At 62.7% G+C, this 23,007-nt stretch carries 19 protein-coding genes, 1 tRNA gene and 1 pseudogene; 6 read left to right on the forward strand and 15 right to left on the reverse strand.

Translation table 11 applies throughout. The features are described from left to right. Positions 1–67: 67 nt before the first annotated feature. The 3 genes from ACFTOW_RS08675 to ACFTOW_RS08685 all read right to left on the reverse strand — a co-directional run bounded on the left by ACFTOW_RS08675 (position 68) and on the right by ACFTOW_RS08685 (position 3,543). Positions 68–952 carry a hypothetical protein gene (locus ACFTOW_RS08675; RefSeq protein ID WP_379914674.1) on the reverse strand — a complete coding sequence of 295 codons (885 nt, stop codon included), beginning with the start codon at positions 950–952 and terminating at the stop codon, positions 68–70. Positions 953–1,173: 221 nt separating this feature from the next. Then, positions 1,174–1,263: transfer RNA gene (locus ACFTOW_RS08680), tRNA-Ser, on the reverse strand. A gap of 1,425 nt (positions 1,264–2,688) precedes the next feature. Continuing rightward, entirely contained in the window at positions 2,689–3,543 is an 855-nt protein-coding gene (locus tag ACFTOW_RS08685; protein WP_379914675.1) for a hypothetical protein, read from the reverse strand. Positions 3,544–4,133: 590 nt separating this feature from the next. Here ACFTOW_RS08685 and ACFTOW_RS08690 point away from each other — a divergent pair. From ACFTOW_RS08690 to ACFTOW_RS08700, 3 genes are all read left to right on the forward strand, one after another. Then, complete coding sequence (locus ACFTOW_RS08690; RefSeq protein ID WP_379914676.1) at positions 4,134–5,204, forward strand: tyrosine-type recombinase/integrase; 1,071 nt, start codon at positions 4,134–4,136, stop codon at positions 5,202–5,204. A gap of 315 nt (positions 5,205–5,519) precedes the next feature. Continuing rightward, positions 5,520–7,697, forward strand: coding sequence for a YjbH domain-containing protein (locus ACFTOW_RS08695; RefSeq protein WP_379914677.1), 2,178 nt, complete (start codon positions 5,520–5,522; stop codon positions 7,695–7,697). Continuing rightward, entirely contained in the window at positions 7,688–8,374 is a 687-nt protein-coding gene (locus ACFTOW_RS08700; RefSeq protein WP_379914678.1) for a YjbF family lipoprotein, read from the forward strand. The genes ACFTOW_RS08695 and ACFTOW_RS08700 overlap by 10 nt, the downstream gene beginning before the upstream one ends. Positions 8,375–8,480: 106 nt before the next feature. Here ACFTOW_RS08700 and ACFTOW_RS08705 read toward each other — a convergent pair whose 3' ends face one another. Continuing rightward, positions 8,481–8,708: a hypothetical protein gene (locus tag ACFTOW_RS08705; protein WP_379914679.1), complete on the reverse strand. Its 228-nt coding sequence runs from the start codon at positions 8,706–8,708 to the stop codon at positions 8,481–8,483. 179 nt (positions 8,709–8,887) lie between these two features. After that, positions 8,888–9,985, reverse strand: coding sequence for a redox-regulated ATPase YchF (ychF, locus tag ACFTOW_RS08710; RefSeq protein ID WP_379914680.1), 1,098 nt, complete (start codon positions 9,983–9,985; stop codon positions 8,888–8,890). A gap of 143 nt (positions 9,986–10,128) precedes the next feature. Between ychF and trpA the strand changes: the two genes are divergently transcribed. Next, on the forward strand, positions 10,129–10,920 hold the full coding sequence (gene trpA, locus ACFTOW_RS08715) for a tryptophan synthase subunit alpha (RefSeq protein ID WP_379914682.1): 792 nt from the start codon (positions 10,129–10,131) through the stop codon (positions 10,918–10,920). Between the two features lie 39 nt (positions 10,921–10,959). Here the strand turns inward: trpA and argC are convergent, their stop codons facing one another. From argC to ACFTOW_RS08735, 4 genes are all read right to left on the reverse strand, one after another. Further along, positions 10,960–11,883 carry an N-acetyl-gamma-glutamyl-phosphate reductase gene (gene argC, locus ACFTOW_RS08720; protein WP_379914684.1) on the reverse strand — a complete coding sequence of 308 codons (924 nt, stop codon included), beginning with the start codon at positions 11,881–11,883 and terminating at the stop codon, positions 10,960–10,962. 80 nt (positions 11,884–11,963) lie between these two features. Beyond that, positions 11,964–12,407: a MaoC family dehydratase gene (locus ACFTOW_RS08725; protein ID WP_379914686.1), complete on the reverse strand. Its 444-nt coding sequence runs from the start codon at positions 12,405–12,407 to the stop codon at positions 11,964–11,966. Between the two features lie 25 nt (positions 12,408–12,432). Next, positions 12,433–12,876: a MarR family winged helix-turn-helix transcriptional regulator gene (locus ACFTOW_RS08730; protein WP_379914689.1), complete on the reverse strand. Its 444-nt coding sequence runs from the start codon at positions 12,874–12,876 to the stop codon at positions 12,433–12,435. 22 nt (positions 12,877–12,898) lie between these two features. After that, on the reverse strand, positions 12,899–14,050 hold the full coding sequence (locus tag ACFTOW_RS08735; RefSeq protein ID WP_379914691.1) for an Acg family FMN-binding oxidoreductase: 1,152 nt from the start codon (positions 14,048–14,050) through the stop codon (positions 12,899–12,901). Positions 14,051–14,190: 140 nt separating this feature from the next. On the opposite strand from ACFTOW_RS08735, the gene ACFTOW_RS08740 reads away from it, so the two are divergent. Further along, positions 14,191–15,357: an alpha-hydroxy acid oxidase gene (locus ACFTOW_RS08740; protein ID WP_379914693.1), complete on the forward strand. Its 1,167-nt coding sequence runs from the start codon at positions 14,191–14,193 to the stop codon at positions 15,355–15,357. On the opposite strand, the gene ACFTOW_RS08745 is transcribed toward ACFTOW_RS08740, so the two are convergent. The 4 genes and pseudogenes from ACFTOW_RS08745 to ACFTOW_RS08760 form a co-directional block, all read right to left on the reverse strand. Then, complete coding sequence (locus tag ACFTOW_RS08745) at positions 15,354–16,286, reverse strand: calcium/sodium antiporter (RefSeq protein WP_379914695.1); 933 nt, start codon at positions 16,284–16,286, stop codon at positions 15,354–15,356. The genes ACFTOW_RS08740 and ACFTOW_RS08745 overlap by 4 nt on opposite strands. 147 nt (positions 16,287–16,433) lie before the next feature. Then, positions 16,434–17,814 (reverse strand): annotated as a pseudogene (locus ACFTOW_RS08750) (aminotransferase class III-fold pyridoxal phosphate-dependent enzyme). Positions 17,815–17,893: 79 nt separating this feature from the next. Then, positions 17,894–19,378 (reverse strand): NAD-dependent succinate-semialdehyde dehydrogenase, encoded by a 1,485-nt coding sequence (locus ACFTOW_RS08755; protein WP_379914699.1) that lies wholly within the window; start codon positions 19,376–19,378, stop codon positions 17,894–17,896. A 117-nt stretch (positions 19,379–19,495) separates the two neighbouring features. Next, the gene (locus ACFTOW_RS08760; protein ID WP_379914702.1) at positions 19,496–19,981 is read right to left on the reverse strand and encodes an Lrp/AsnC family transcriptional regulator; all 486 of its coding nucleotides are present in this window, start codon (positions 19,979–19,981) and stop codon (positions 19,496–19,498) included. Positions 19,982–20,076: 95 nt separating this feature from the next. Between ACFTOW_RS08760 and ACFTOW_RS08765 the strand changes: the two genes are divergently transcribed. Then, positions 20,077–20,700 carry a sulfotransferase family protein gene (locus tag ACFTOW_RS08765; RefSeq protein ID WP_379914704.1) on the forward strand — a complete coding sequence of 208 codons (624 nt, stop codon included), beginning with the start codon at positions 20,077–20,079 and terminating at the stop codon, positions 20,698–20,700. A 28-nt stretch (positions 20,701–20,728) separates the two neighbouring features. Here the strand turns inward: ACFTOW_RS08765 and ACFTOW_RS08770 are convergent, their stop codons facing one another. Together ACFTOW_RS08770 and ACFTOW_RS08775 are read right to left on the reverse strand one after the other, a co-directional pair. Beyond that, the gene (locus tag ACFTOW_RS08770) at positions 20,729–22,258 is read right to left on the reverse strand and encodes a cryptochrome/photolyase family protein (protein WP_379914706.1); all 1,530 of its coding nucleotides are present in this window, start codon (positions 22,256–22,258) and stop codon (positions 20,729–20,731) included. Further along, positions 22,252–22,911 carry an SDR family NAD(P)-dependent oxidoreductase gene (locus ACFTOW_RS08775; RefSeq protein WP_379914708.1) on the reverse strand — a complete coding sequence of 220 codons (660 nt, stop codon included), beginning with the start codon at positions 22,909–22,911 and terminating at the stop codon, positions 22,252–22,254. Before ACFTOW_RS08775 ends, ACFTOW_RS08770 begins: the two co-directional genes overlap by 7 nt. Between the last annotated feature and the right edge of the window lie 96 nt (positions 22,912–23,007).

Here is a 23,007-nt window from a genome sequence, read left to right on the forward strand (position 1 = left end):
CAAGACAGACAGCAGTTTCTCAGCCTTCATAGCCCTCGCAGCGACCGTTATTCGCCTCAGATGAACGTCAACAGGCCCTAATCCAAGGCTTGATGTCAGGTGCAGATGAGTTGCCGCAAATTAATTCGCGCTGTAACTCGAAGGCTTTCCCAACATGCCCTTCTCCGACTTTCCATGTTCTGTGAGCACCCAGCGCATCGGAAGGACGCGATCGGTAACAGGCGATGCATTCGAGGTGATTTGTTTCGGAAGATAGCTCGTAGATCGAAATATTGCAGTATTCATCTGCAATTCGGAACAGCGTGAATTTATAGTCAGCAAGTATCTCCACCACCGCATTGAAGAACACCTTTTTCTTCTCATGGCCGAGATCTGACGTGGTTAGGGCCTGATCCAGCAGCTCTGCAAGAAGCTTTGTAACCGATTGCCAAGAAAGAAGAATTTCTTCACGTCGCTCTAAATAAAGAATGTGGTCCGACTGCTCGTCGACCAATGTTTCCTTGGCATATAAATCCAGTACAAGTGACGCGCTATCTTTCTCGAAAAACAGCAGAATCAAACCGGTGGCGATTATCGCGCCAACTCCACACCAAAATATAAACGACGCCCAATCTTGATGCCACACTGTTTGCGAAGTCATCCAAGCCTGGCCAACGGCTATCGCCACCACGCCGAAAGCGCTGGTTATCAACCTTGCGGCCTTCAACACTCTGGCTAGTGGGCGGATGTACTCCAGGAGGTGATCTGAGGAAGACTGACCCAAGTTTGCCCCTTTTACGCCATTCAGTTCAACGCGGCTGTCCACTGGCAGGCAGGGCACGGCACACGTGATAATGAGAGAAAACGTCGACTGTTTCAATGCGCTAGCTACGCCCTGTTTCGAAGTTGCGCGAACCACCACGCCGCCTGCGGGCGTCTCTGTTCGCACTGAGAGCGGACGAACCTGCTTCAACTGCGGCGCAGTTAGATTTCAGCAACACGTTGAAAGTACGATACTTTTTGAAACCGTCTCGATTTTGATGAAGGGCGGATGGAAAGAGACGCGGGGCGTTCAGAGACCGACTTCGACCGAAACGCCAGTCTCTGAAAGTCGGACGGCCTCGCTAAACCCCTTTGACACCAAAAGAAAAAAGGCCCTGTCAGGGGCCTCGTCTCGGGTTCGCGATATGCAAGTGGCGGAGACGATGGGATTCGAACCCACGAGACCCTTCCGGGCCTACTCCCTTAGCAGGGGAGCGCCTTCGACCACTCGGCCACGTCTCCACTGACGCGTATAACCAAGCAAACATAGTGATTACAAGGCAAAACTGGCCTCCCACCCAAAAAGCTTCCAGGTCTCGAAATTCAGCTGAAATGGCACTGGGAGGCACCGGGTGGCGTGGCAAGGTCCGCTGAATGTCTTGTGAGGGCCGGTCACGATGAGGTGCGTCTCGCTGCACATGCGAAGAGGATTTGAAGCGCCGCGGTCGAAGTGGGCTCGGACCGGTCGTTCGAGGACTGTCAGGGCGATTGTCGCCAGGCTGCAACACGAAATGCAAAGGGCTGGCCTGTTGGCGGGTCTATTGCTTGTCGCTTTTGTGCCCTTCTCTTCTCTTTCCCAGTTTGCCTGCCGGCGCGGTCGCATGCCAAGACCGCGCCGACAGGCGGGACCGCAGTTGTTTCGTGACCAATGGTTTCCATTTCGAATTTCACTCCGATTCGGCTCGTCGGACACGCTTCCCGGCTCCTCAGCGGCCTCAAGCAATCACGAATTGTTTCAAACCTTGCGGCGATGCCCGGTCCGAGACGGGAAGCGCTGCCGTGAAAAAGGGGTAGATTCAGACCCTGCTTTCGCCAGTTTTTCAAAGAATCCGAGAGGGACGGAACGGCGCGAACTGCCTATAAAAGCCGAATTTTTCCAGTCCCTCGTCCCGTCGATACTCGTCTTCGGAAAACGCGTCTCGGATACCTTCAGAACACGCCAAGTTGCCAAGGCCCGATGCAGTATCGGCGACACACGGGACGGACGTCTCCAGAACCATCTGAGAGAGAGCGGTTCGGGTCGTCGCCTACGCGAACACTCCAGACCCACCGAACATTTTCCCCACATCCGCGAAGCGGAAATTTTCGGCAGTGCATTGTCTCTTCTCATGGTGCCCGCTTCGTGTATCGAGGCGGACAAAAATTCGCTTGCATCAGAACCCTGTGACTTTCGGCGAATTATCCCGCAGGTCAGCAAGCGCCCGGCCACGCGACACCCGAGTTCCCGGTTCGGCAGGTATTTCCTCATTTTCCCTTTTGGTCGAAGCGAAAGGAAATTCGTTCATCGAACAGAACAGGTTGACCGACCTCCGAACCGAAATCCCACCCATGCGCCAATCGCTTTCGGCCGCGGTCCGCGGGGGCGGTTTTCCGGTATCGGTTCGCGGTGTCCGCCCGGTTTCAGCCGCCTTGGTCCAGCAACTCCCCCCAGTCCTTTGTCTGCGAGTATAACCGGGTCGCTCACCTGTGCCAGCACGTGTAGGGAAGCACCTCGATTCCCAGCCCGGCGTTGTTTCGAATTTTTCCGAAGGCGACGGCCAGCTGTCCCCCACAGTTTTTCCGGAAGACGTAACGCTGTCCGTTCGGCGCCGGAAAGGCAGGGCCGTCTTCAGGGATCGGACTGATGAGTTCCACGGCGCGAGACGGTAGCCTGACGAAACGGGCTCGTTAGACGGTCTTTTTTCCAGGCGGCCACCACTCCCTTGTGGCCGGATTCCAATGCTTTGCGTCGAGTCCCATCGTCTCGCCGGGCCCGGCACCGGTGCACAGCATGAAGGCGATTTTCCGTAGCATCTCGAAGTTCGGGTCGCGGAGGTCGGCAGCTTCAGGATCTGCGGCTGCTCCCAGGAGCCGCTCGGCTTCTTCTGGCGTCAGCCACCGCGTGCGCCGCGTGTCGGGCAGTCTTTCCCGGCGGTTCCCGGCCGCGAAATTCAGGACCGCCTTTATTGGAACCCGGAGCTGGCGCCGAACCGTCTCGGGCTTGGCAAGGGGATAGAGAGCACGTGCGGCGCGCGCGATGACAATCTCATCGATCTCGTTACACCGCGTATTCTTACCGAAGTGGCCGACGATCCTGGGAAGAAACCGAGCCTCCCCACCGCCTTCGATGTAGAGTTCCGACGCCTCTTCGAAGGTCGGAATTTTCCGCTTTGGCGCCGCAACGTCGACCGACCGCCAGGTCTCGGCGTAGATTTCTTTCGCCCGCGTCTGTGCCACCGCTTCGAGGCTTTTGTCATGTATCGGGAGGCGAGGCCTGATCCTTTTTTCCTCGACCCTGAAGTCGATGATCCAGGCGCCAGCGTCTTCTGACCAGATCGGTTCCCAAGGTTGTTTTTGCCGCAAGTTCAGTCTCCGTTCGCTTGTCTCGCAAGAAAGGTTGGCCGGAACGGTTCGAGGCGAGAAAATTCGCTGAACTTTTTTTTCGATGCACAGTGTTTTTTCGATGCGGTTTTTTCCGGTGCGCCCCCGTCTGGTGCACCGAAATTTCCGTCTCAGCTGGATGGAAAAAACGCGGTATCGCATTGGAGAAATTCCGTCGATTGCGCACGGTCTTTGGATACCGAGAGCATCGGCTTCGAAGTCTGGCGGGGCCGTTTTCATCCGATTGTGGCGCTCGGAAAAACAGGCTGATCTTGGACCAGATACCGCTGCCTTCTTCGCTCATCCATTTCCTTGCCTGAAAACGGTCGCTGCATTTTCCCACTTGCACGCTGCGTCGGTGAGGCCGCAACATACTGTCCGTAATACCTAATTGCCGCTACCTGTCGACGAATGCGCCGCCTCTTGGGCGGTACACGGGAGAGGTTTGGTCAGAAGGAGACGAGCATGAACAGGCAGCCTGTCAGCAGGGAGCCGACTGGGGCGAATGCGAAGGGGCCGGGCTCCACTCGCCCTTCGGAGTCTTCACTGAGTAATCGTGAGACGCCCTTTGGTCCCGATACCTTCGAGGCTCCGCTCGATCGGGTGCAAGCCGCGCGCGCGCTGGGCATCTGCGTCAGCAAACTCTGGCAGATAAGGCAGAGATACAAGGACCAGTTCGAAGTCTGCGAGAAGCGCGGCCGAAAGCCGGTTTTTTACGAGAAACATATCATCGACCTGAGGAAAGCACTCAGATGGGAAAACTCGAACACTTCGAAGATGGGACGCGGCCCCCGTGCTGGTATCCGTTCTGGAATGGGCGGTCCTGGTGCTATGATTTCCGCGTCGAGGGTATCCGGTATCGGGCGTCGACCGGGGTCCGCGATCCGGAGGCGATTGAAATAGCCATCACGGTCGCGAAGGGCGTTCACGATGCAGCTTGGGCGCGGGCGCTGTCACCGTATCCCACCTTCCAGGAAGCGGGCGACCTCTATGTCGGCCGCTTCGGGAAGCATGCGAAGGAGGTGGAGGAGCTCATCGAGTATTTCGGGCCGGACATCCGGGTCGACGAGATCATGCCGTTCATGATTGATCAGGCCATGGTCGATTTGAGTCGGCCCACATGGCACACTGATCAGACGGCGCGCCGGCAGGTGTTTATGCCGACGAACGCGGTGATCAACTTCGCCCTCGGCAAACGGCCGCGGCAATGGGCACACTCGGGGCGCGAGCCCGTGCTCGACCCGGAGGAGGCCGAGCGTCTGATCCGCGTGGCCCAGGAGCCGGCGAAGGCAAACCTGCGGGACCCGGAACGGCGGCTGCTGAAACTGATCGCCTTCGAGCTCGGCACCGGAGCTGCTCCCGGCGAGACGCATGTCATCCGGGCCGAGGACTGCAACTGGCCGACGAGGCAGGTTTGGGTTCGCGGCGTTCAGAAGGGAGCCCGCAAGACCAAATATCGGCGGCGCTGGGTGCATGTTCCGGATCGGTCCCTTGAACTCATGGACCCGCTGCCCGAGGATGGTCTCGTTTTCCTGACGCCGACCGGTCGGCCGATCATCACGGATGGAGAACACGGCACGCATCTCATCAAACAGTTCCACAAACTGTGCCATGCGGCCGGTCTGCGCGACGCCGAGGAGATCGTTTTCTACACCCTGCGCCATACCTGGGCGACCTGGTTCAGCGCGCAGGTCGGCGACCTCGCCCTGCTGATCGAGCGGGGCGGATGGTCAGATGCCGAGATGGCGATGCACTACCGCAAGCAAGCCCCGGCAGATCTCGGCGAGCGGCTACTCGCGCATGGTTGGGACTTCCGCCCATGACGGGCAAGATTTGGGAATCCGGATTCAGGGAGAGAGAATAACCGATGAAAACCAAACATTTACGTAAAGAGGGGGCGGCCTTAGCAGGGGAGCGCCTTCGACCACTCGGCCACGTCTCCGCTGACGGGCGTACCCATGGTATCCGGCGGGGACAAGCGGAAATTTTGCGGGGGCGCGCCCATCCTTCGGACGCAGCTTGTGGCAAAACCACCGCGAATTGCGCGGTGCGCCGCAGAATGGCGGCGGCCTCAATGGACAGGCCGGGACAATTGACCTACTCATGGCGGGACTGAAACTGACCGGACCGCAAAGATCATGGCATTTCCCTTTGACCCATTGCTTCGCCAACCGGACCGGACCCTTTGGTTTGGTGGCGCAACAGTCCTTGGACTGCTGGCTGCATCCGGCGCATGGGCGCAGGATGACGGCGGCTTGCGGCCCACCTATGGTCTTTTCGGCACGCCGTCGCTGATCGACATGCCCACCGCCGAAAGTGCGCCCGATGCGGAACTGGCGGCCACGGTGTCGCATTTTGCGGGCACCACCCGCACCACCTTGAGCTTTCAGATCACCCCGCGGCTGAGCGGCAGTTTTCGCTATACAGCCATCGACGGGCTTTTGGTGCCCTCCTACAACGTGGATTCCAACTATAACCCACTGGTCCCGTTGCCCGCGGGTGTAAATCCCGACACGTATTATGACCGCAGCTTCGATCTGCGCTATCGCGTGCTGGACGAAGGCCGCTATCGGCCCGCAGTCGCCATCGGTCTGCAGGATTTCATCGGTACCGGGCTTTACAGCGGCGAATACGTTGTGGCGACCAAATCCTTGACGCCGCGCCTCAAGGTTACCGCCGGTCTGGGCTGGGGACGGCTTGGCAGTTACGGTGCCATCGGCACTTTGGGCAACCGCCCTCAGAACGTCATCGGCGAGGGCGGCGTGCCAACGTTCGACCGCTGGTTCCGGGGCGACGTGGCTCCCTTTGGCGGCATCGCCTGGGCGGCGACGGATCGGTTGACCCTGAAGGCGGAGTATTCGTCGGATGCCTATACCGAAGAGGTCCGCAGCGGCGTGTTGTCTCGCGACTCGTCTTGGAATTTCGGCGTCGACTACATGATCTCGCGCAACCTGCAACTGTCGGTCTATTCGCTCTACGGGGATGAGGTCGGGGCATCGCTGACACTTTTGAACAACTTGCGCCAATCATCGGTGCCGGGCGGCGCGGAAACCGCGCCCGTGCCGGTGCGTCCACGCGCAGCAGCCGATATTCGCGATCTTGGCTGGACGACGGACGCAGAGGCACAGCCCGACATTCGCAACCGCCTGAAGGCGGGGCTTGAATCCGCCGGGCTGACCTATGAGGGCCTTGTGCTGGAGGCCAACAGCGCGACCCTGCGCCTGGTCAACACACGGTATAATGCCGAACCGCAGGCTCTTGGCCGCGCGGCAAGGGTGATGTCGCGTGTCCTGCCCGGCTCGATCGAGACGTTTCGCATCGTGCCGATGGTCAATGGCATGGCAACAAGCGCGGTAACCTTCCGCCGCAGCGATCTGGAACAACTGGAAAACGCACCTGCAGATGCCTTGCTGGCCCGCACCGATATCAGGGATGGCTATCGCCTTGCCCCACCCTCCGAATCCGGTGTGTATCCGCAATTCGTCTGGTCGCTGGGGCCGTACTATCAACTGTCGCTTTTCGATCCCGACAAGCCATTTCGTGCCGATGTCGGGGCGCGACTGCAAGCCACCTACAAGCTGAGTCCGAATATCGAACTCTCCGGGTCACTTACCAAGAAACTGGCGGGGAATCTGGACACCGTCACGCGCCAGATCCCGTCTGCCCTGCCGCGCGTGCGCACGGATTATGCCGAATACTCCAGACAGGGCGATCCCGCGCTGGAACACCTGACAGTCAGCGGCTTTGGTCGGCCCGGTCCCGATCTCTACAGCCGTCTGAGCGTTGGGTACCTGGAGGAAATGTATGCCGGTGTCTCGGGTGAGTTGCTGTGGAAACCCGTCGACAGCCGTCTGGCCCTTGGCGCCGAGGTGAACTGGGTCAAGCAGCGTGATTTTGACCAGCGGTTCGGACTGCGCGATTATGAAATCGTGACTGGCCACGTCTCGGCGTATTACGATTTTGGCAATGGCTTCCACGGACAACTGGATGCTGGGCGGTATCTGGCGGGTGATCTGGGCGCGACAGTGGCGCTGGACCGCGAGTTTGCCAATGGCTGGAGCGTCGGGGCCTATGCCACCTTCACGGATGTCGACTTTGACGATTTCGGCGAAGGCTCGTTCGACAAGGGCATCCGCTTTACCGTACCGCTGCAGACACTGCTTGGTCAGCCGACACGGCGTAGCACCACGGTGGCGCTCCAGTCGCTGACGCGTGATGGCGGGGCAAGGCTGAAGGTCCGTGACCGGCTGTACCCTCGCGTTCGGGATTACCACCAGCCGGATCTGGCACGCGAATGGGGGCGCGTATGGCGATGACCATCAGGAAATCCGCGATGACGCGGCTCGGGACTGCACTGACCTGTCTTGCCCTTGTTGCGGGCTGCGGAAATGATCCGCAAAACCAGAACACCGGGCTGGACCTGATACAGGAACTCGTGGCCAACCTGTCCAGCGAGCCGCCTGCCCCTCCTTCGCCACAGATCATCTCACAAGCCCTGGCCGAGACCGAAGGACCGCTGGAACTGTTCCAGCGGGAAGACAACCAACGTTGGGGCCTTATGCTCAAGCTGGAAGAGAACCGCGGATATGAAACCTTCGGCACGGCGTTCCGTCAAACCGCGACGATGCGAAACGGCCTACTGACGGCAACGCGCGGTTTCGGCGGGGATCTGATGTCGGTCGACATCTCGGAGGTTGCGCCGTTGATCTCGGGCCGCAAACCCGGTCAGGGCACGCGGATCGTTCGGTTTCTGGGGGATGAGGACAAGACAACCGAGCTTCGTTTCCAGTGCAGCGTGACGGTCGGACAATCCGTGGCGGTCACATCCGGCGCGCTGGACGTGATGGCCCGTCAGGTGACAGAGACCTGTCAGGGCGACGGGCGGGAAATCACGAACAACTATCTGGTTGATTCCAATGGTCGCTCTGTCAGCGCAAAGCAGTGGGTCACACCGCTGAATGGCTATTTCCTGACTCAGACATTGCGGCAATAGCCCTGACCAGTGGTCTTTCGTCCCTGACCTTCAATTCAGCAATCAGACACGACAAAGGCGCGGATTTCCCCGCGCCTTTGGTATTTCATGTTCGGGTTCGACGCGATCAGGAACCGCCGGTCGTGCCCACGGAATCCGAGTCCGATGCTGCGACCGCAATGGTGAACACAACCACGGTTGCGGCTGCGATTGCGGTTGCGGTGCCCGGGGCGAGCAGGGCTGCCGAACCTTGGGTCGACACAAAGGGATCATCCGAAGTTTTCTGGTCAGCCATCGCCGGAGCGGCAGAAGCGAACGCCAGTGCGGCGGCGGCTGCGATCGTGAATTTTTTCATAATGTCTCTCCAACATTCAGAATTCTGACGCGGATCGTCCGAGTCTTGCCTCTTATAACCACAATACACCCGCGTTGAAAACAGTCCAGCACGACCCGGTGGGAAATCATCCAATAATTCGCCGGAAATCGTGGCAAATGCGCACTTTTTCGCCAGAAGTGCGCCCGATACTCTGCGGATCAGGTATTGAACAAAAAGTGCAGCACGTCACCGTCCTTGACGGTATAGGCCTTGCCCTCGGCGCGCATCTTGCCCGCCTCCTTCGCCCCCTGTTCGCCGTTGCAGGCCACGAAATCCTCATAGGCGATGGTTTCGGCGCGGATGAATCCCTTTTCGAAATCGCCGTGGATCACGCCCGCCGCCTGCGGGGCCTGGGTGCCGTGACGGATGGTCCAGGCGCGGGCTTCTTTCGGGCCGACGGTGAAATAGGTTTCCAGATGCAGCAGTTCGTACCCCGCACGGATCAGCCGATCCAGCCCCGGTTCTTCCAGCCCCATTTCCGTCAGGAACATCTGCGCCTCGTCATCGTCAAGCTGGCTGATCTCTTCCTCGATCCGGGCCGAGATGATGACATGGCTGTTGCCCTGCGCGGCCGCCATGTCGGCCACCGCTGCGGAATATGCATTTCCGTTCGCGGCATCCTCTTCCGATACATTGCAGACATAGAGCACCGGCTTGGTCGTCAGAAGCTGCAGCATTTTCCACGCCTTGGCGTCATCCGCCGATACCTCGACCACGCGGGCGGGCTGGCCGTTCTCCAGCACCTCCTGCGCCTGCGCCAGCAGCCTGTCTTGCTGCTGCGCCTCCTTGTCGTTGCCCTTGAGCTTGCGTTGCAGGTTGGCGCGGCGCTTTTCGATGCTTTCCAGATCCGACAGCATCAGCTCGGTCTCGATCGTGTCGGCATCGGCCACCGGATCGACCCGGCCATCGACATGGGTGATGTCATCATCCTCGAAACAGCGCAGCACATGGGCGATGGCATCGCATTCGCGGATGTTGGCCAGAAACTGGTTGCCCAGCCCCTCGCCCTTGCTGGCGCCCTTCACCAGACCGGCGATATCGACGAAGGTCATACGCGTCGGGATGATCTGCTTGCTGCCCGCGATTGCGGCGAGCTTGTCCAGCCGCGCGTCGGGCACGTTGACCTCGCCCACGTTCGGCTCGATCGTGCAGAACGGGAAATTCGCCGCCTGCGCCGCTGCCGTGCGCGTCAGCGCGTTGAAAAGGGTGGACTTGCCCACGTTGGGCAAACCCACGATTCCCATCTTGAAACCCATTGCGGCCTCCGTGATCCAGTGTTGCGGCGTGTCTAGTGCGCGCATGGCACAGGCGCAAGGCGACACCGCCCGCAGCCGCAACAGGCATTGATTTTCCCGCCGCCACGCGGCACACCGGCCCGGACCACAGTAAAGGACCACCGATGACCCGGATCGACGACAGGTTTGCCAGGCTGCGCGCCGAAAGGCGCAAGGCGTTCGTGGCCTATATCATGGCGGGCGACCCGGATTTTGACCGCTCGCTGGCGGTGATGAAGGGACTGCCCGATGCCGGCGTGGACGTGATCGAACTGGGCATGCCCTTCACCGATCCGATGGCCGATGGTCCGACGATCCAGCTGGCCGGTCAGCGCGCGTTGGCAGGCGGCCAGACCCTGCAACGGACGCTGGACATGGTGGCCGAATTCCGCAAGCAGGATACCGAGACGCCCATCGTGATGATGGGCTATTACAACCCGATCTATTCGCGCGGGGTCGAGACCTTTCTGACCGATGCCAAGGCCGCCGGCGTGGACGGGCTCATCGTCGTCGATCTCCCCCCGGAAGAGGATGACGAGCTGTGCATCCCCGCCGGTCGTGCAGATGTCAATTTCATCCGGCTGGCGACGCCCACGACCGACAACAAGCGCCTGCCCAAGGTGCTCGAGAACACCAGCGGCTTTGTCTACTACGTTTCGATCACCGGGATCACAGGGGCTGCCGCCGCGCAGGCCGGCGATGTCGCGCCCGAGGTGACGCGGATCAAGTCGCAGACCGACCTGCCGGTGATCGTGGGCTTCGGCATCACCACGCCCGATGCGGCCCAGGCCATTGCAGGCGTCGCCGACGGCTGCGTCGTCGGCTCGGCCATCGTGGCAGAGATCGCCAGCGGCAAGCCGGTGGATCAGGTGCTGGATTTCGTTCGCGGGCTGGCCGACGGGGCACACCGGGCGTGACGCTCAAGTGCCGGGCGTCTGCCCGGCACCCAACCCGGGTTACCCGCTCAGCCCGGCGCCCTCATCCACGCCCAGCATGATGTTGAGGTTCTGCACCGCAGCCCCTGACGCACCCTTGCCAAGGTTGTCGAGCACCGCCAGCAGGACTGCGCGGGTGCCATCCTCGGACGGGAAAACCGCCAGCTCCATCCGGTTGGTGCCATTCAGGCGCTGCGGATCGACGCGCGGGCCGATGTCGACCGGCTCGACCACCTGCACAAATCGCTGGCCGGCGTAATGCGCCTGCAAACAGGCCGTCAGATCGGCCGGAGTCTGGCCATCGGGCAGGTGCAGCGGGATCTGCACGACCATGCCCTGCGCGTATTTCCCGACTGACGGCACAAACACCGGCGCGCGGTTCAGGCCCGCGCTGCGCACGATCTCGGGGATGTGCTTGTGCTTGTGCTCCAGCCCGTAGACGAAATGATCCGGCGCAGTGCCGCCCTCGAACTCCGCGATCAGGGCCTTGCCGCCGCCGGTATAGCCAGACACCGCGTTGATGGTCACAGGCGCATCGGCCTCCAGCAACCCCGCCACGATCAGCGGATGCAGCAGCGCAATCGCGCCGGTGGAATAGCAGCCGGGGTTCGACACGTGCTGCGCAGCGGCGATCCGGGCACGCTGGCCCGCGTCGATCTCGGCAAAGCCGAACACCCAGTCGGGGTTCACCCGATGCGCGGTCGAGGCGTCGATGATCCGCGTGCCGTGCGGCTTGGCCATTTGCACGGCGGCGCGCGCGGCATCGTCGGGCAGGCACAGGATCGCCACGTCGGCCTTGGCATAGGCCTCGGCGCGGGCGGTGTCATCCTTGCGGCGGTCGTCGGGCAGTTGCACCAGCGTGATGTCACCGCGTGCGATCAGGCGCTCGCGGATCTGCAGACCCGTTGTGCCTGCTTCGCCATCGATGAACACGTTCCACGCCATTGCGGCCTCCCTTGACCTTGTCAAAACTGGCCTTGGCATACGCGGCAACCGACGTCCGCGCAAGTCGTGGCGGCAATCCCTCAGGTTTCCGGCGCGCGCTTCAGGATGTGGGTGGCGGTGTAGCGCATTACGACGGTATCCGACTGGTTGATCACGTCATAGGCAATCTCGGTCCGGCCCCGGTCGGGGCGGCTGCTGGACGGGGCGCTGGCCACCACACGTGCATGAACGCGCAGGGTGTCGCCCGGGCGCACCGGAGCCAACCATTGCACGTCACGCATGCCCGGCGATCCCATCGAGGCCTCGTTCCACACCCCGGCCTCAAGCGTCAGTTGAAACGCGGTCAGCAGGGTGTGAAACCCGCTGGCGATGATCCCGCCATAGATCGACTGCGCCGCAGCACCCGCGTCGATGTGAAAGGGCTGTGCGTCGTATTCTCGGGCAAAGGCGATGATCGCCTCTTCGCTCAGGGTGCGCGTCCCGGTGTCGAACGTGTAGCCCACGGTCAGATCGTCGAAATACATGGCACCCTCTCGTTTGTCTGCAACATTAGTCTGTCGTTTCCCGCGGCGCATCGTGCAAGTCGGCATCGCGCGCGGCATCCAGATACTGGCGCAACGCCGTCAGATCCGGCAAGACCCGCTGCGCCAGATCGGGCAGATCGCGGCCGATGCGCTGCAACTCGGGGGTCAGCGCCGCGATCGCCTGCGCGCGAAAGGCGCGGCCTTCATCGGTCAGCCAGACCTGTTTTGACCTTTTGTCGCGCGGATTGGGGCGCAGATCGACCCAGCCGCGCTTTTCCAGCCCCGACAGCGTGTGGGTCATCGTTGTCTTGGGCACCTGAAAGGCCTGCGCCAGTTGCAGCGGCGTGGCCCCGTCACGCACCCGGGTCAGGTGGTTCAGCACCGCGAAATGCGACACGAGCACGCCCTTAGGCAACCGCGCCTCGAACAGCGCGGTGGCCAGTTGGTTGATGATGCCGATCTCGTTCAACAGTACAAAAACCGGCGGTGGATCACCCGGTTGGGTCAATCAGCCTGTCCTCCAGCGGCCAGCGCGGGCTTTGCGGCACGGCCCGGCCATACCCGGCACGGGCGAACATTTGCACGGTTCCGCCATCGGGGGCCAGCCTTTGATGGATCTCGGCATAGTGCCCGGCCATTTCGGGATACTCCTGCAAGGCCTGGCTGAGCGGTTGCAAGCCCAGCCCCTGCGCCGTCGCGGCAAGGTTCAGGCGCAGCCAGTCGCGGCCCGCCGCGATCTGGTCGGCGCGGGTGTTGGTGCGGGTCACCTGCCAGATATGGGCCATGGCCGTGTCGGTGTTTTCCAGAACCGCCGCCAATCCTTGCTGATAGCTCATGCTGGAGCTGTCCAGCGCCACGTCGCGGTTGAACAAGCCCATCAGGTGCAGCGCCTCGAACATGGGACCGGCAAAGTCGATCCCGTCGGGCTGGGCATCGACCTCGCGCCGGCCGATGCGGAACAGATCGACGCTTTCGCGATAGGTATGGGGGGTTTCGATCTCGATCCGCAGGGCATCGTGGCTGAGGCGGCGCAGCTCGGCCACCTGTGCGGGATCGGCGGTGTGCCCCACCATGCTGCCCGCTTGCGCCGCAGCGGCGACCTGTTCCAGCGTGCTCGCTGCCACCGGGCGGGCCATGTCGAACGGGTCTTTCAGCGTGCGGCGGTGCGGCACCTGCGCGAACAGCGGATCAGGCGCCGCATCCGTGGGGCGAAAGGTGCAATGCGCCACAGGCCGGGCATCCAGCGCCTGCGCGTCGCCACCTTCGGGGAACGGGTCGATATCGACCGTCAGCCCCCGTTCCAGCGCGACCATGCGCATCACCTCAAGAAAACAGCCCAGCCCAATGGTGATCTGGCGGCTGTAGGGGTCGGTATGGGGCAGCAGGCGGTCACGATCCACATGCAGGATCACCTGATCCTCGGCCACCAGTTCCACCAACCAAGGCTGACGGTTGTGCGGGTTGGGCGCAAGGATCGCATAGCTGAGCGCGAACAGGCGCGGATCATCATAGCCACCCGCCTGTGCCCAGGGGACAAGGGCAGATTGAAGTGGTCGGGTAATGTGCCAGCCGGTCGCGGCGGCAGCGGCGGTGATGACGCCCCCACCCAGCAGGGCAAGGGTCTGACGGCGGGACAGGGGCATGGCACTCTCCACTTATGTACGATATCGTATCATATAGTTCGATTTCGAACTGATTGCAAGCCCTCGTGCCCTCAGGTTTTGCCGATTGCAAAAAAATGTCAGATTGGTAAGCATTTCTCACCAAAACCCGGGGAGTGCTCATGACCGTCATCACCTGCATCGACGACCTGAAACGCATCCATCGCAGGCGCACCCCGCGTATGTTCTATGATTACTGCGAAAGCGGCAGCTGGACCGAGCAGACGTTCCGCGAGAACACATCGGATTTCGACCAGATCCGCCTGAGACAGCGTGTGGCAGTGGACATGTCGGGGCGGTCCACGGCCAGCCAGATGATCGGGCAGGATGTGGCGATGCCGGTGGCGCTTGCCCCGGTCGGGCTGACGGGCATGCAGCACGCCGATGGCGAGATCAAGGCCGCCCGCGCTGCCGAGAAATTCGGCGTCCCCTTCACCCTGTCCACCATGTCGATCAACTCGATCGAAGATGTGGCCAAGGCCACGCGCGCGCCCTTCTGGTTTCAGCTTTACACGATGAAGGATCAGGGGTTTGTGTCGTCGCTGATCCAGCGGGCCAGGGATGCCAAGTGTTCGGCGCTGGTGATCACTCTGGACTTGCAGATTCTGGGCCAGCGGCACAGGGATCTGAAAAACGGCCTGTCCGCCCCGCCCAAGATGACGCTGTCAACCATGGCCGATCTGGCAACGAAATGGCGCTGGGGCATTGAAATGCTCAGCGCCAAGCGCCGCCATTTCGGCAATATCGTGGGCCATGTGAAAGGCGTCAGCGACGCCGCCAATCTGGGGGCCTGGACGGCGGAACAGTTCGACCCGACGCTGGACTGGGACAAGATCGCGCGCATAAAGGACGAATGGGGCGGCAAGGTGATCCTGAAAGGCATCATGGAGCCCGAGGACGCAAAACTGGCCCTGCAGGTCGGGGCCGATGCCATCGTGGTGTCGAACCATGGCGGGCGGCAGCTGGATGGCGCGCTTAGTTCCATCCGCGCCCTGCCCGCGATCCTGGATGCCGTCGGCGACCAGACCGAGGTGCATATCGACAGCGGCATCCGCTCGGGTCAGGACGTGCTCAAGGCGATGGCGATGGGGGCCAAGGGCACCTATATCGGGCGCGCCTTTGTCTACGGGCTGGGCGCAATGGGCCAGCAGGGCGTGACAAAGGCGCTTGAGGTCATCCACAAGGAGCTGGACGTATCCATGGCCCTGTGCGGACGGCGGCGGATCGACGAGCTTGGCCGCGAAATCCTGAAGATCCCCGCCGATTTCGAGGGGCGTTGGGCCGATTAAAGCAGCGCCATCGCCCCGATATAGGCCGCGTAAAGCAGCATCAGCACCGCGCCCTCGGTCCGGGTGACGCGCCAGCCGGTGACCGCCACCACGACCAGCAGCGCGGTCGCGCCCAGCATGACCCAGATATCACGGGTCAGGATCTCGGGCGGGATCGGCACCGTGCGCACCAGCGCGGTGACGCCCAGTATGCCCAGCAGATTGAAGATGTTCGACCCGATCACGTTGCCAAAGGCCACCGCCCCCTGCCGGCGCAGCGCCGCCACGACCGATGTTGCCAGCTCGGGCAGCGATGTGCCCACGGCCACGACCGTCAGCCCGATCAGGCTGTCCGAGACCTGCCAGCCGCGTGCCAGTTCCACGGCCGATGACACCAGAAGCGATGCGCCCAGCACGGTCAGCACCAGCCCGCCCAGCGTGACTGCCACGGCCAACGGGGCCGCGCGGGGCCATTGCGGTGTGGCAAGGTCGGACTCGATGGCAGGGGCGGTGCGATCCGCCCGCCATGCAAAGACCAGATAGGCCGCCAGCGCCGCCAGCAACCCGGCCCCGATCAGCGGCGTCAGCGTGCCACCCAGCGCCAGCAGCGCCACCCCGATGGTGGACAGCGCCAGCACCGTGCCATCACGCAAGAATGTGTCCCGCGCCACGACGATAGGCGACAGCAGCGCGGCCAGCCCCAGGATCAGCAGGATATTGGCGATGTTCGACCCCACCACGTTGCCCACCGCGATGCCCGGTGCCCCGGCCAGCGCCGCCTGCACCGAGGTCAGCATTTCGGGGGCCGAGGTGCCGAACCCCACGATGGTCAGGCCGATCAGCAGCGGCGACAGGCCAAGCCGCTGCGCCAGCGACACGGCCCCGCGCACCAGCAGGTCACCGCCCAGCAGCAACAGGATCAGCCCTGCGGCAAGTTCAATGTAAAGCATGGGAAGTCACGTATCGGCGTGTTGCGAAATCAAGACCGACATCGCGGATGGCCGACGCACCCGCCAGAGGGGCCCGGCCCTTGGATACTGTGCATATCATGGCGCGGCGCGCGGCAGTCAATGGCCGCGCGCCGCTATATTTTTTCGTCAGCCCAGCACGGATTTCACGGCCTTTGCGGTCTTGCCCACNCTTGCCCACGACCTCGTCCGCCTCGTCCCGCGTCAGGCAGAACGGCGGGGCAAAGCCCAGGATATCGCCCTGCGGCATCGCCCGCGCGATCACACCCTGCGCGGCCAGCGCGGCGGCGATCTGCGGCCCGATCTTGTCGGCGGGATCAAAGAAGGCGCGGCTGTCGCGGTCGCGCACGAACTCGACCGCGCACAGCATCCCCTCGCCACGCACCTCGCCCACATGGGCGTGATCGCCCAGCGCGTCGGTCATCGCCGTGTTCAGATGGCCGCCCACCTCGCGGTTGTTGGCGATCAGGTTCAGATCATCCAGCAGCTTGAGGTTTGCAACCCCCGCCGCCGCCCCGATGGGATGGGCCGAATAGGTCCAGCCGTGGCCGATGGGGCCGTTTTCATCGGTGCCCTGCTCCAGCACCTTCCACATTCCGTCGCCCACGATGGACCCCGACAGCGGCGCATAGGCGCTGGTCAGCCCCTTGGCGATGGTGATCAGGTCGGGCTCGATCCCGTAGTGATCCGAGCCGAACATGGTGCCCAGACGGCCAAAGCCGGTGACAACCTCATCCGCGACAAGCAGGATGTCATGTTTCTTCAGCACCGCCTGAACAGCGGGCCAGTAGCCCGCGGGCGGCGGCACGATGCCGCCGGTGCCCAGCACGGGCTCGCCCACAAATGCGGCAATGGTGTCGGCCCCTTCGCGTTCAATCATCTCTTCCAGCGAGGCCACGCATTGCGCCACGAACTGCTCTTCGGTCTGGGTCAGGTCGTCCCGGCGGAAGTAGTAGGGCGCATCGGTGTGCAGCACCTGCGCCAGCGGCAGATCGAACTTCTGGTGAAACAGGTGCAGCCCGGTCAGCGATCCGGTCATCAGGCCCGAGCCGTGATAGCCCCGCCAGCGGCTGATGATCTTTTTCTTCTCGGGACGGCCAAGGATGTTGTTGTAATACCAGATCAGCTTGATGTTGGTCTCGTTCGCGTCCGACCCGGACAGCCCGAAATAGACCTTGGACATGCCCTTGGGCGCGCGGTCCATGATCATCTTGGCCAAAGTGATGCTGGCCTCGGTGCCGTGACCGACATAGGCGTGGTAATAGGCCAGTTCGCGCGCCTGATCGGCGATGGCATCGGCAATTTCCGTCCGGCCATAGCCGACGTTGACGCAATACAGCCCGGCAAAGGCATCCAGCAGGCGGGTGCCGTCGCGGTCGGTGATGTGGCACCCTTGCCCGCCGGTGATCACGCGGTTGGGGGCCTCGCCCCGGGCGAACTGCCCCAGATGGGTCGAGGGGTGGAAAAAGTTGTCGCGATCCCACTGGTCCAGTTGATCGTTCTTCAGCATGTCTTGTCCTTTCGCGTGATCCCGCACCCGGAATTTTTCTGAAAATTCCGGGGCGAAATCTTTTCAAGATTTCGTACGCTCACGCCCAGTCGCGGCAGACGTACTTGATTTCGGTGAATTCTTCCAAGCCCTGACGCGCGCCTTCGCGACCCAGCCCTGATTGCTTCATCCCGCCAAAGGGGATCGGCGCACCGGTGACCTTGGTGCGGTTCACCGCCACCATGCCGAATTGCAGCGCGCGGCTGATGCGGTAGATGCGGCGCGGGTCAATCGTGTGGACATAGGCAACCAGCCCGTATTCGGTGTCATTGGCCCGCGCGATCACCTCGTCCTCGGTATCGAAGGGCACGATCGGGGCGACGGGGCCAAAGGTTTCCTCGTGCAGGATCATCGCATCGGCCGGCACATCGGCCAGCACGGTTGGTTCATAAAACAGCGCACCAAGGCTGTGGCGCTTGCCGCCCGTCAGCAGCCGTGCGCCCTTGGCCAGCGCATCGGCAACATGCTCTTCCTGCTTGGCCACCGCCTTTTCGTTCATCAGCGGGCCGATATCGGGGTCGTCCATGCCCACACCGATGCGCAGGGCCTGCGTTGCCGTCACGAAGCGGGTGCAGAATTCGTCATAGATCGCGCGCTCGACGAAAATCCGGTTGGCACCCAGGCAGTCCTGCCCCGAGGTCGCGAATTTCGCCTTGATGGTTTCCTCGACCGCGTTGTCCAGATCGGCGCCCTTGAACACGATCACCGGGGCGTGGCCGCCCAGTTCCAGCACCAGCCGTTTCACCGTGTCGGCGGATTGACGATAGAGCAGCCGCCCGACTTCGGTCGAGCCGGTGAAGGACAGCGCTCGGACGCGCGAGTCCTCGGTCCAGGGCTTCACTACCTCGGGTGCGTCCCCTGTCACCACGTTGAACACACCGGCGGGCAGGCCTGCGCGTTCGGCCAGTTCGGCCAGCGCCAGTGCACTGAACGGCGTCTCGGCCGACGGATGCGCCACCACGGTGCAGCCCGCCGCCAAGGCAGCCGCTGCCTTGCGCGTCAGCATCGCGGCGGGAAAGTTCCACGGCGTGATCAGCGCGGCCACACCCACGGGTTCGCGCCACAGTTCAACCTCGGCATCAGGCAGGTGGCTGGTGACGCCCTCGATGTTGGGGCGGCGGGTTTCCTCGGCATAGAATTCGACAAACGAGGCGGCATAGTCGATCTCGCCGCGTGCTCCAGAGATCGGCTTGCCCTGTTCCAGCACCATGATGCGCGCCAGATCCTCCTTGTGTTCGATCATCAGGTCATACCAGCGGCGCAGCATGGCCGCGCGATCCTGCGGCAGGGTGACGGACCATGCGGCAAAGGCCTCTTGCGCGGCATCCACGGCACGGCGCGATTCATCGCCTGTCAGCTTTGCCACCTCACCCAGCCATGTGCCGTCGGCAGGGTTGGTCACGGAAAACGCGGCGCGGTCGGCATTGTCCACCCATTTTCCACCGATATAGGAAAACTGCCGCGCAAGGCGCGGGTCATCCAGATCGGACAGGGGCGATTTCGGCAGGCTGTTGTGCAGCGACATGGCGTTCCTCCGGTTTTCGGGTCTGACGCCAGCATGACGGGTGTGCACAGGCAGCGAGGCTGAATATCCCCGCACTGGCAGAGGAATCCTCTGCCATCCGCACCGCTGACAGGCGGTTTACTCTGCTTGGCCCAGCAGCGCGGCAAACGGCGGCGGCGCGCCGTCCTTGACCACCTTGGTCACGATATAGGTATAGTAGCGCGCCAGCCCCACCCGCGCCTCGAGCAGCCCGTCGATCAGGCGCTGATAGCTGTCGATATCCGGGGTCACCACCTGCATCAGGTAGTCGAACCCGCCGCCCAGCGACCAGCAGGCGGTGATCTCGTCATGCTGCGCCACCGCGCGTTCGAAGGTCTGGAAATGCGCGGCGGTGTGCCCCTCAAGCTCGGCGGCGACGAACACCGTCACCGAGGGGCCCAGCTTGCGCAGGTTGTACCGCGCGCCATAGCCCGTGATCAGCCCCGCGCGTTCCAGCTTGCGCAGGCGTTCCCAGCAAGGTGTGGGCGACAGGCCGACACGCTCGGCCAGGGCCGCCTTGGTGATCCGCCCGTCGCGGGCAAGCACTTGCAATATGGCGATGTCGCGCGGGTCAAGCCGTGTCATGGCCAGCGTTATAGCAGGTCGCGCGGGCGGCGTAAGGGCGGCTTTGACAAGGCCGCGCGCACGGGGCAACGTGGCGCAAAATTGCAGGAGCCGTCATGCTGGTTTTCGTCGATGCCAATCTTGTCCTGTTCGCCGTGCCCAAGACGGGATCGACCGCCTATCACCTGGCCCTGCGGGGCCGCGCGGACATCAGCCTGGCCAACAAGGCCGGGCTGAAACACATGACCGCGCGCAAGTTCGACCGCGATTTCGGACCCTATCTTGACCGCGCCCATGGTCTGCGACCCACGCGCGCGGCGGTCATCCGCGACCCGCTGGAGCAATTGCGCAGCTGGTACAGATACCGGCAGGATCCAAAGCGCAAGGGCGCCAGCAACAGCGCCGCAGGGTTGTCATTCGATGATTTCGTGCTGGCCACGATCGCGGACGATCCGCCGCCCTTTGCCCGTGTGGGCAGCCAGTTCGCCTTTGTCACCGATGACAGGGGCGCGGTGCGGATCGAACATCTGTTCGCCTACGAGAAACCGACCGTGTTCCGCGCCTGGCTCTCTGACCGTCTGGGTCAGAAAATCGACACGAAAGAGAAAAACGTCTCGCCCCCTGCCCCTACCCCTATCAGCACAGAAATCGAGGCGCAGTTGCGCGCAGCGCGGGCTGACGATTTCGCCCTGCATGACGCGATCATGGATGCGAGCGGATATCTGCTGACGACACTGTAGGGTGGGTGAAACCCACCATTCCGCCGACCTAAACCGCCTCACCCCTGCTCATCCGGTCCAGAAACGCCTCCGCATCGGCCAGAACGGTGTCGCGCTTGTCCTCGTCCATCCGGTCCCATGTGCGATACATCTGCGCCATGCGCGGGTTTCTGGCAAAGCGGTCCCGATGCCGCAGCAGGAAATGCCAATACAGCAGGTTGAACGGGCAGGCCTCTGCGCCGGTCTTTTTCTTGACGCTATAGGCGCAGGCCCCGCAGTAATCCGACATTTTGTCGATGTAATTGCCCGAGGACACATAGGGCTTTGACCCCACGATGCCGCCATCGGCAAACTGGCTCATCCCCACGACGTTCGGGGCCTCGACCCATTCGAACGCATCGGCATAGACCGCCAGATACCATTCATGCACCTCGGCCGGGTTCACGCCCGCGATCAGGGCAAAATTGCCCGTCACCATCAGGCGCTGGATGTGGTGGGCATAGGCCTCGTCCCGCGTCTGCGCGACCGTGCATTTCAGGCACTCCATCCCTGTCTCACCCCCCCAGAACAGATCCGGCAGCTTGCGCTGATGGTTCAGGATATTGCGCCGGGGATACTCCGGCCCTTCCAGGAAATAGATGCCGCGCATGTATTCGCGCCAGCCGATGATCTGGCGGATGAACCCTTCGGCGGCATTGATCGGCACGCGACCCGCGCGCCACTCGTCCTCGACCCGCTGGCAGATTTCCAGCGGCGACAGCAGCCCGATGTTCAGATAGGGCGACAGGATCGAATGGTGCAGGAACCGGTCACCGCGCAGCATCGCGTCCTGATAGTCGCCAAACCCCGGCAAAAGTTCCTTTGCAAAATGATCCAGCGCGTGCAGCGCCTGTGCACGCGTCACGGCAAACCAGAACGGGCGCAACGCACCGAAATTGCTTGGGAACCGATCGGCCACCAGCGTCAGCACCTCCTCGGTGATCCGGTCAGGCGCAAAGCTCATCGGCTGCGCGCGCAGCAGGTCGTCCTTTGCGGGCTTGCGGTTGTCGTGGTCGAAATTCCACTTGTCGCCCGCCGGTTTGTCGCCCTCCATCATCAGCCCGGTCTTGCGGCGCATCTGGCGATAGAAATACTCCATCCGCAGTTCCTTGCGGCCCTCGGCCCATGCCTCGAACTCGGCATGCGGGCAGATGAAGCGATCATCCTCCAGAACCGTCACCGGGATCGGCAGATCGTCCAGCGCCGCGATCAGCCGCCATTCGCCGGGGCGGGTGGCGATCACATCTTTCGCGCCATGCTCCTCGGCGCGGCGCAGCAATTCGCCGGGGATGCTGCCCGCGTTGTCGGGATCGTCCAGCGTGGTATAGGCGACGGTCCAGCCCTCATCGCGCAAGTCATCCGCAAAGTGGCGCATGGCCGACAGGATCAGCGCGATCTTCTTGGGGTGGTGCGGCACATATGTGCCCTCGGCCATGACCTCGGCCATCACCACCAAATCGCGCGTCTTGTCGGCGGCGCGCAGGGCCGCGACATCGGGCGTCAATTGGTCGCCCAGCACCAGAACCAGCCGTTTCACCATGGGATTTCGCGCCCGGCATAGTCGAAAAAACCACCCGTCTGCTCGGGCGTCAGCCCTTCCAGCACATCGCACAGGTTGCTGGCCGCCTCGCGCGGCGTCACCTTGTCATGGCCGGGATAACCGGCGGTGAACTCTGTCGCCACCGTGCCCGGATGCAGCGCCGCCACGATGGCATCAGGCCGCTTGCGCCCGATCTCGATGGCCGCCCCGTGCACGATCTGGTTCACCGCCGCCTTGGATGCGCGATAGGAGTACCACCCACCCATGCGGTTGTCCCCGATCGAGCCGACCCGCGCCGACAGCACCCCCACGACCGACCGGCCCTTGCGGGGCAACAACCGCTCGACCTGCGCCAGCAGCATGGCGGGGCCAATCGCATTGACCGCGAACACCCGCGCCATCTGCGCCGCATCGACCTGCCTCAACGCCTTTTCCGGCGCGCCATCCACGGCCAAAGTGCCCACAGCCACGAAAATCACGTCGAACGGCCCGTCCAGCGCGCCCATGATCCGCGTCACCGACGCGCCATCCGTCACGTCCAGCCCGTCACCGCTGCGCGACAGCCCGGTGACCGCATATCCGCGCGTCTCCAGTTCCGCCACCATTGCCGCGCCGATGCCGCCCGATGCCCCGATCACCAATGCCTGTTTCATGGGGCATCACTTAGCAGGCCCACCCGCCCCTTCAATCGCACGAATTGAGGCTTTTCATTTGGCCCTTGCGCGGTATACCATGCCAGCATGACGCAT

It is taken from the genome of Lacimonas salitolerans, assembly GCF_042677865.1.
In the GTDB taxonomy this organism is placed as follows: domain Bacteria; phylum Pseudomonadota; class Alphaproteobacteria; order Rhodobacterales; family Rhodobacteraceae; genus Lutimaribacter; species Lutimaribacter salitolerans.